The organism is Streptosporangium sp. NPDC006930 (assembly GCF_040635605.1).
Taxonomy (GTDB): Bacteria; Actinomycetota; Actinomycetes; order Streptosporangiales; family Streptosporangiaceae; genus Streptosporangium.
In genome coordinates this window covers 43,682-50,271 of the sequence record NZ_JBEYID010000036.1, presented here as the reverse complement: position 1 = coordinate 50,271, position 6,590 = coordinate 43,682, and the positions used below count along the sequence as shown (strand labels likewise).

1 protein-coding gene is annotated in these 6,590 nt (G+C 69.5%); it reads left to right on the top strand.

The window, feature by feature from the left end; translation table 11 throughout:
* A partial coding sequence (locus tag ABZ664_RS37505; RefSeq protein ID WP_362521651.1) for an SDR family NAD(P)-dependent oxidoreductase occupies positions 1-6,568 on the top strand: 6,568 nt, incomplete at its 5' end.
* Positions 6,569-6,590: the final 22 nt, after the last annotated feature.

Genomic DNA, 6,590 nt, shown 5'->3' with positions numbered 1-6,590 from the left:
TGGTGGTACCGGTGGTCTGGGAGGGAGTTTGGCTCGGCATGTGGTGGCCGAGCGTGGGGTGCGTCATCTGGTGTTGACCAGCCGTCGGGGGTTGGATGCTCCGGGTGCGGTGGAGTTGCGGGCCGAGTTGATCGCGCATGGGGTGGAGGTCACGGTCGCGGCCTGTGACATGGCCGACCGCGACCAGGTCGCGGCCCTGCTGGCGCAGGTGGACGACGAGCACCCGCTGACCGCGGTCATTCACACCGCCGGTGTGCTGGCCGACGGCACGATCCCGTCGCTCACGCCTGAGCGGCTGGAGACGGTCCTTCGGCCGAAGGTCGACGCGGTCTGGCATCTGCACGAGCTGACCCGGGATCTGGATCTGGCGGCGTTCATCATCTACTCGTCCCTGTCGGGCGTGATGGGCTCCGCCGGGCAGGGCAACTACGCGGCCGCGAACACGTTCTTGGACGCCTTGGCGCAGGTCCGCCGGGCCGAGGGACTGCCCGCGTTGTCGCTGGCCTGGGGGCCCTGGACCCAGGACACCGGATTGACCGGAACGCTGGGCGATATCGATATGCAGCGGATCACCCGTACGGGTATGCCGCCGCTCTCGGTGGAGCAGGGCATGGCGCTGTTCGAGGCCGCTACCGCGCTGAAGCACGCGGTGCTGGTTCCGGTTCGGCTGGATCTTCCTTCGATGCGCACCTATGGTGAGGTGCCGGCGTTGTTGCGGGGTTTGGTGCGGGGTGGTCGGCGGTTGGCGGCGTCGGGTTCGGTGGTGGCTGCGACGTTGTTGCAGCGGTTGGCTCCGTTGGGGGCGGCCGAGCGGGCCGAGGTTCTGGTGGACCTGGTGCGTGTCGAGGCGGCGATGGTGCTGGGTCATGCTTCGTCCGACATGGTGGAGGTGCGTCGGGAGTTCCGCGAGCTGGGCTTCGACTCCCTTACCGCGGTCGAGTTGCGCAACCGGCTGAACGCCGCGACGGGTTTGCGGTTGCCGTCCACGCTGGTGTTCGACTACCCGACACCGACCGTACTGGCGGACTTCCTGCTGGCCGAACTGTTCGGCGAGGACGCCGATGTGACGGTTCCCGCGATGCTGGTGCCGGTAACGAACGATCCGGTCGTGATCGTGGGCATGGCGTGCCGTTTCCCGGGTGAGGTCGCCTCTCCGGAGGATCTGTGGCGGCTGGTGGCCGAGGGCGGGGACGGGATCTCCGAGTTTCCGACCACGCGAGGCTGGGATCTGGGGACCTCGTACAGCTCGGACTATGTGCGCGAGGGTGGCTTCCTGGAGAGTGCCACGCAGTTCGATCCGGGGTTCTTCGGGATCTCGCCGCGTGAGGCGCTCGCGATGGACCCGCAGCAGCGGTTGTTGCTGGAGACGTCGTGGGAGGCGATCGAGCGGACGGGCGTGGACCCGACCTCGTTGCGCGGCAGCCGTACCGGCGTGTTCGCCGGGGTGATGTATCACGACTACGGGATGAGCGCCGCACTCCCGCCGGAGGCGATGGGCTTCATCAGTACCGGTACGGCGGGCAGCGTCGCGACCGGCCGGATCTCGTACGCGCTGGGCCTGGAGGGTCCGGCGGTGACGGTGGACACGGCGTGTTCGTCGTCGCTGGTGGCGATGCACATGGCGGCGCAGGCGCTGCGCTCGGGTGACTGCGACCTGGCGCTTGCCGGTGGTGTGACGGTGATGGCCACCCCTGCGGTGTTCATCGGCTTCAGTGCGCAGGGTGGACTGGCAGGCGATGGGCGGTGCAAGTCCTTCGCCGACGCGGCGGACGGCACCAGCTACTCCGAGGGTGTGGGCATGCTGGTGCTGGAGCGGCTGTCGGACGCCCGCCGCAACGGCCACCGGGTGCTCGCGGTGGTGCGTGGTTCTGCGGTGAACCAGGACGGTGCGTCGAACGGGTTGACGGCGCCGAACGGTCCCTCCCAGCAGCGGGTGATCCGTCAGGCGTTGGCCGGGGCCGGGCTCTCGGTGTCCGAGGTGGACGCGGTCGAGGCGCACGGTACGGGGACGACGCTGGGCGACCCGATCGAGGCGCAGGCGTTGCTGGCGACCTATGGTCAGGATCGGGACGAGGACCGGCCGCTGTTGCTGGGTTCGGTGAAGTCGAACCTCGGTCACACGCAGGCGGCTGCGGGTGTGGCCGGTGTGATCAAGATGGTGATGGCTCTGCGGCATGGGGTGCTGCCTCGGACGTTGCACGTGGATGAGCCGTCGTCGCATGTGGACTGGGCCTCGGGTGCGGTGGAGCTGCTGACCGAGCAGGTGGAGTGGCCGCAGACGGGTCGTCCGCGTCGGGCGGGTGTGTCGTCGTTCGGGATCAGCGGCACCAACGCGCACGTGATCTTGGAGCAGGGGCCGGAGGCTCCTGAAACGGAGTCGCGTGGCAAGGATCGAGCTCCGGCAGCGGGCGTGGTGCCGTGGGTGGTGTCGGCGAAGACCGAGGAGGCACTGCGGGCGCAGGCCGGGCGATTGCTGACGCACGTGCGGGCGGCCGGTGAGCTTGACCCGGTGGATGTGGGGTCGTCGCTGGTGGGGTCGCGGTCGGTGTTCGAGCATCGTGCGGTGGTGGTCGGCGGGGATCGTGGGGGGTTGCTGGCGGGGTTGGGTGGGGTGGCGTCGGGTGAGTCGGTGCCTGGGGTGGTGTCCGGTGTGGCGGACGTTGATGGGAAGTCGGTGTGGGTGTTCCCTGGTCAGGGGGCGCAGTGGGTGGGGATGGGTGCGCGGTTGTTGGAGGAGTCGGGGGTGTTCGCGGCTCGGATGGCCGAGTGTGCGGCGGCGTTGGAGCCGTTCGTGGAGTGGTCGTTGCTGGATGTGGTCCGGCAGAGCGAGGGGGCTCCGTCGCTGGATCGGGTGGATGTGGTGCAGCCGGTGTCGTTCGCGGTGATGGTGTCGTTGGCGGCGGTGTGGGAGTCGTTGGGGGTTCGTGCGGATGCGGTGGTGGGGCATTCGCAGGGTGAGATCGCGGCGGCGGTGGTGGCGGGTGGTCTGTCGTTGTCCGACGGCGCGCGGGTGGTGGCGTTGCGTAGTCGTTTGATCGGTGAGCGGTTGGCGGGGTTGGGGGCGATGGCGTCGGTCGCGCTGCCGGTCGAGCAGGTCGCGGAGCGGGTGGCGGCGTGGGACGGGCGGATCTCGGTGGCGGCGGTGAACGGTCCGAACTCGGTGGTGGTGGCCGGTGAGGTCGCGGCGGTCGAAGGGCTGGTCGAGCGGTTGGCTGCTGAGGATGTGCGGGTGCGGCGGATCGCGGTGGATTACGCCTCGCATTCGGCGCAGGTCGATTTGATCGACGAGGAGCTGGCGCAGGTTCTGGCGGGGGTGGTGCCGCAGTCGGTGCGGGTGCCGATGCTGTCGACGGTGACGGGTCAGTGGCTGGAGGGTCCGGAGCTGGAGGCCGGGTATTGGTGTGAGAATCTGCGGCGCACGGTGGGCTTCGCTCCGGCGATAGGAGAGTTGCTGGAGCAGCGGTATCGGGTGTTCGTGGAGGTGAGTCCGCATCCGGTGTTGACGGTCGGTATCGGCGAGTGTGCGGACGAGACCGACAGCGTCACCGTGATCGCCGGGACGTTGCGCCGCGAGGACGGCGGCTTGGACCGGGTGCTGACGTCGGCCGCGGAGCTGTTCGTCCGGGGCGTGAAGGTCGACTGGCAGCAGGTGCTGACCGGTGGCCGACGGGTGGATCTGCCCACCTACGCCTTCCAGCACCAGCGGTTCTGGCCGAACGCCAAGCAGAGCGGTGATGCCCGCGTGCTGGGCCTGGCCGCTACGGATCATCCGTTGCTGGGTGCGGTGATGCCTCGGGCCGACTCGGACGGGGTGGTGCTGACCGGGCGGTTGTCGGTGAGTGCGCAGCCGTGGCTGGCCGACTACATGGTGGCGGGCTCAGTGGTGGTACCGGGCACCGCGTTCGTGGAGCTGGCGGTGCGGGCCGGTGACCAGGTCGGCTGCGAGGTGGTCGAGGAGTTGACGCTGACCGCGCCGCTGGTGCTGGGCGAGGACGACGCGGTGGCGGTGCAGGTGTGGGTGGGGGCTGCGGAGGAGTCGGGCAGCCGGTCGGTGAGTGTGTACTCGCGGTCGGCGGACGCGGCCGAGGAGGTGCCGTGGGTGCGGCACGCCACTGGCACGCTTGCCACGGATGCTTCGCCTGCCGAGCCGTTCGATGTGGCGGTGTGGCCGCCGGCCGACGCGGCTGTGATCGAGCTGGCGGGGCTGTATGAAGAGCTGGCGGGGGAGGGCTTGGGCTATGGCCCGGTGTTCCAGGGGCTGCGGGCGGCCTGGCGACGCGATGACGAGCTGTTCGCCGAGGTGAGATTGCCTGAGCAGGCCGGTGATGCGGATTCGTTCGGGTTGCATCCGGCGCTGCTGGACGCGTCGCTGCATATTGTGCCGTTCGCGGGGTTGGATGATGTCGCGGGTGGCCGCCTGCCGTTGTCGTGGGGTGGGGTGTGCCTGCACGCGGCCGGAGCCTCGGTGCTGCGGGTGCGGCTGGCCAGGACGGGCGGCGATGCGGTCTCGCTGAACGCGATGGATGCGACCGGAGCGCCGGTGCTGTCGGCTCGGTCGGTGGTACTCCGGCCGATGGCCGCCGAGCACTTGGCCGGCTCCGACCCTCGCGGAGTCAGGCAGGACGCGCTGTTCCGGGTGGAGTGGCCTGCCGCGAGCGGCCTGTCGCAGACCGACGAGGTGCCGGTGTCGATACCGGTGGCGGTGCTCGGCTTGGACGTCCTGGGTCTTGCCCCCGCCTTGCAGGCGGTCGGGGACGTGGTGCCGGTGCATGCGGATCTGCCCGCGCTGGCCCAGGCGGGCCCGGTGCCGAGTGTGGTGCTGATGGAAGTGGCCTCCGACCCGGCGGCAGGGGTGGTGGAGTCGGCGCATGCACTGACCGCCCATGTTCTGGACCTGCTGCAGCGGTGGCTGGCCGAGGACCGGTACGCCGACTCGCGCCTGGTTTTCGTCACCAGGGGCGCGGTCGCGACCGACGATGGCGAAGTGGTGGCCGATCTCTCGGCCGCTGGGGTGTGGGGCCTTGTCCGCAGTGCTCAGTCGGAGAACCCGGGCCGGTTCTCGCTGGTCGACGTGGATGATCAGGAGTCCTCGCTGTCGGTCCTGCTCGATGCACTGCCCGGGGTGTTGGCCTCGGGTGAGCCGCAGGTGGCGGTGCGCGAGGGTGAGGTGCGGGTTCCGCGCCTGGCGCGGGTGGCGCCAGGATCTGACGTTGGCGACGAGGTGGGCCGGGTCTGGGATCCGGAGGGAACCGTTCTGGTCACCGGTGGTACCGGTGGTCTGGGTGCGTTGTTCGCCCGGCATGTGGTGGCCGAGCGTGGGGTGCGTCATCTGCTGCTGACCAGCCGTCGGGGGTTGGACGCTCCGGGTGCGGTGGAGTTGCAGGCCGAGCTGATCGCGCACGGTGTCGAGGTCACGATCGCGGCATGCGACATGGCCGATCGGGACGCGGTGGCGGCCCTGCTGGCCGGGATCGATGCCGATCATCCGCTGACCGCGGTGATTCACACCGCCGGTGTACTGGATGACGGGACGATTCCGTCGCTGACGGCGGAGGGTCTGGATGCGGTGCTGCGGCCCAAGGTCGACGCCGCCTGGTATCTACACGAGTTCACCCAGGGCCTGGACCTGGCCGGATTTGTGATGTTCTCTTCGTTCGCCGGAGTGATGGGCAACGCGGGTCAGGGTAACTACGCGGCGGCGAACGCGTTCCTCGACGCGCTGGCCCAGGCGCGTCGGGCCGAGGGGCTGGCGGGGTTGTCGCTGGCGTGGGGCCTGTGGGAGCAGGAGACCGGGATGACCGGCACGCTGGGCGCGGTCGACCTGCGCAGGATGGCGCGGGCGGGGATGCCGGCGCTCTCGGCCGAGCAGGGACTCGCGGCGTTCGAGGCGGCCACCGCGTCGGGTCGGACGGCGGTGGTGGCGGTGCGACTGGATCTCTCGGTGCTGCGCACGTTCCCAGAGGTGCCGCATCTGATGCGTGGTCTGGTTCGTGCGGGCCGTCGGTCGGCGGTTTCCGTCCTCGCGGGTAAGGATTCGGAGCTGTTGCGGCGGTTGGCGGGGTTGGGTGAGGCCGAGCAGGTTCGGCTGGTGGTGGAGTTGGTGCGGGCGCAGGCGGCGGCGGTGCTGGGGCACGAGTCGGCGGAGACCGTCCAGGCGCGGCGGGAGTTCCGTGAGCTGGGCTTCGACTCCCTCACCGCGGTGGAGCTGCGCAACCGCCTCAACGCCGCTACCGGACTGCGGCTGCCCGCCACCCTCATCTTCGATTGCCCCACCCCCGTGAGCCTCGCCGAACACCTTTTGGCGGAAATCGCGCCCGGAACGAACACCGCGGTAGAGCTGTCGTTGCTGGCCGATCTCGACCGGTTCGAGACCGCTCTTTCCGGCTACACACTCGACGATCTCGCCCGGAACGGTATCTCGACCCGGTTGCGGCACCTGCTGGTGAAGGTGAGCGAGAGCGGTACGGAAACTAGTGAAATCGCTGTCGCCGGCATGCTCGAATCGGCGAGTACCGAGGAAATCCTCAGCTTCATCGACAACGAACTGGGCCGCTCGAAAGATCTGTGATTCGAGCCCGCGTCTGAACAAT